Annotated in this window: 2 protein-coding genes; one reads left to right on the top strand and one right to left on the bottom strand. The window is 55.0% G+C overall.

Annotated elements, in window-relative coordinates; genetic code table 11:
* Positions 1-62 precede the first annotated feature (62 nt).
* Entirely contained in the window at positions 63-806 is a 744-nt protein-coding gene (locus tag H537_RS44200) for an IS5 family transposase (protein WP_051242981.1), read from the bottom strand.
* Between the two features lie 710 nt (positions 807-1,516).
* Between H537_RS44200 and H537_RS53230 the strand changes: the two genes are divergently transcribed.
* Positions 1,517-2,782, top strand: coding sequence for a hypothetical protein (locus tag H537_RS53230; protein WP_156901848.1), 1,266 nt, complete (start codon positions 1,517-1,519; stop codon positions 2,780-2,782).
* The last annotated feature ends 5 nt before the right edge of the window (positions 2,783-2,787 follow it).

Here is a 2,787-nt window from a genome sequence, read left to right as displayed (position 1 = left end):
AGACATGGCCTTCTCCCTTGCCCGGAGAGAACAGTCAGTCTACGAGCCGATCCGCTTCGCCTTTACAGCGCGGAAATGGCCAAAGTCGAGCTGAGAAGGTGTAGAGAGAATCTCAGCGTCAGCACCCTGGCAAAGGCCTGTGCCACAACATCTGTTGCGCCATCACGGTCTTGGACGCGCGCCGCGGAGACCGTCACGGCCAGTAGTAGCCCCAGCGTGTCTACCAGCATGTGGCGCTTGCGACCTTTGACCTTCTTGGCCCCGTCAAAGCCTGCTTCGCCACCCTGGGGCGAATTGCGCGTGGACTGCGAATCGAGCACTGCCGCACTGGGCTGAGCATGGCGGCCAAGGCGCTCGCGCCACTGTTGCCGTAGCCTGTGCAGCATGGCTTCGAAGGCACCCTGCGCCGCCCAGCGGCTGAACGACTTGTAGATCGTGGTCCAGGGAGGGAACGACTTGGGCAACAGCTGCCAAGCGCAGCCGGTACGCAACACGTAGCAGCAGGCGTTCAGCAGCGTTCTGCGCTCCAGCTGAGGCGGCATGCCCCGGCCGGTGGCCATGTGCTCGAACAAATCAGCCACGAGTGCCCACTCCGCGTCGGTGAGGCAGCAGCTGTAATCTCGGCCAGTGTGCTGTTGGCGGTGGAGTTCCGTATAGCCGTAGCGCTTGGGTGAGCCTTTGGACTGCCCAGAAGGGACGCCGCGGCGGGTTGGCTTGATCCTGACGATGCCGGCCTCGTACAAGACCCAGCGCACCGTCATGCTGCAGACCTTCACGCCGCTGCGCTTTTCGAGCAGTTGCGTCACCGCATCGAGCGTCGCGCCGGGGTGCTCGGCAACGATCTCGCGCAGCGCCAGTACATGCCCTTCGTTTAACGAGTGCGGTCGGCCACAAAGGCTTCACCTGTCCGCGAATCCTTCTTGGCAGCGCACATACCGGTCTCCAGCGACCTGCACGTGCGAGTCGCGGCAATTGATGTTGATTCTGCCTACACCCTCTTACTCGCCGGTCCGGCGCATGAAGCTATGGACTCCAATTGCCTGATTCAATCTTTTGCAGGAAAAATGGCACGTGCTCGGTAAATCAACCAGTGTGCATCGATGCAATCAGGATGTGAACGGCTAGCCCGCAAAAGCAGACTGAAGCACTAGGGCCGTAGCAATTCATATCCCCATAAAACTAAATTAGGCCGAAATTTCCTTCATGTTTTCCCTAATGCCATTGCTTAAAAAATGCTTCAGCATGATTGCGTTCGGCACCAACGGAACAAATTCAATGAATTCAATGAATTCAAGAATTTGATGCGCCAAGACGGTGGCTGGTTTGATTTTGGCTGCGCTGATCCTGCGCCCTCAGGCGGCACGCCAGGGCTTAAACATTTGATATCTGTGCAGCCGACTTCCGCAAACTGCTGGACACACTGCTGGCTGCAATTGCGTACTGAAGCGAAGTTGCGTGCTAAAGCAGTCCACCTGTATACCGTACTCGATGTACCAGCCTTGGAAAGGAGCAAACCGTGGGCACGCTACTGGCCTTGAGAGAAAGAATTGACGCATACCAACCCGCTAGCGGTGCGCTACAGGCGTTTCGATTCTGGCATGTCGAAAACCTGCTCAACCAATCCGCCGATCTGCTGGACAGATGCATGTCTGCACGCTCTGGCCTTCGAACGCTGGAAGAGAAGCTGATTGAGCAAAAATATCGTGCTTCTATTCTCGAAGCGGAGTTGATCGCTGACCGGCAGCGACTGGACAGTAATTGGTTTCAAAAAGACAAGGAAGGTTTGCAAGCCGCGCTCCCACACTTTGAGCAGCTCCGGCTTAACTTGCAGTATGCGGCTGAAAGGCAATATGAGCAACAAAAACAAACAAACACGTTACCTTTTCAGATCGCCACCGCACAGGCCAATGCTGCCTCTTCAAGGGAGTATGCCGAGCTCAACATCCGTCAGCCGCTGGTTGTGGGTTTGCCGGCGGAGACAGATCGGGTGATTGCATTTGTGAGGGCTAAGAACAAAGCTATAGAGCAGTGGCTGGAGGTGGTCTACGTCGAATCGTCAATGCCGCCGGAGACCAGGAGGCTGGTAATTGAGGACCAAGTCGAAGCGGCTGCTAGAAACATCGAGGACGACTTCGCGGATGCATACAACCGGGCCGCCACGGCGCACAAGGGTCTCCAACTCTTCTACGGAAGAGAAACCGCTTTCCCGTTCAAGCCAGACCCCAAGGATATTTCCCTGCTGGACCAATTGTCTCTTTGGGTACGTACCCAAATCCGGTGGCTCACAGCCACTTTACAGCTGGAGGAAATATTCACAAGAACATACTCACTCAAGCAGTTGATTGGAGATGATTTTCAGAACCTTCTAGAATCATGGAAGTCCACGGGCACTGCGAGGACCAGATTTCAAATCTCATTAAATTCTATCGACACCCACAGATACATACGCTTCAGAGGTATATCTGTATCATCCAAGTCAACAAATGCTCTGATGCACGGTCAAATGATCTTCCCGAGAAGAGGTGTATCGATTCAATTAAAAGGAGGGGCGGAAGTGCAAATCGAGATTCCACAAGAGGGATTGCCGCCTCTGACACTAGGTCGTATCGAAAGCCAGGACAAGACCAGGGCGCCGGAAATCAGCGGCGTCAATCTGCAAACAAATGCCAGCATATTTGGAGACGGATATGGTACACAAGTAGGACTTACGCAACGAGCACCATCCGCACCGCCGGGCTGCGCAGCTCGGCTCTTAGATAGTTGGACAGCATCTCGCGTTTGAGCTGA

Source organism: Azohydromonas australica DSM 1124 (assembly GCF_000430725.1).
Classification (GTDB): domain Bacteria; phylum Pseudomonadota; class Gammaproteobacteria; order Burkholderiales; family Burkholderiaceae_C; genus Azohydromonas; species Azohydromonas australica.
This window is presented reverse-complemented; position numbering and strand designations above follow the sequence as displayed.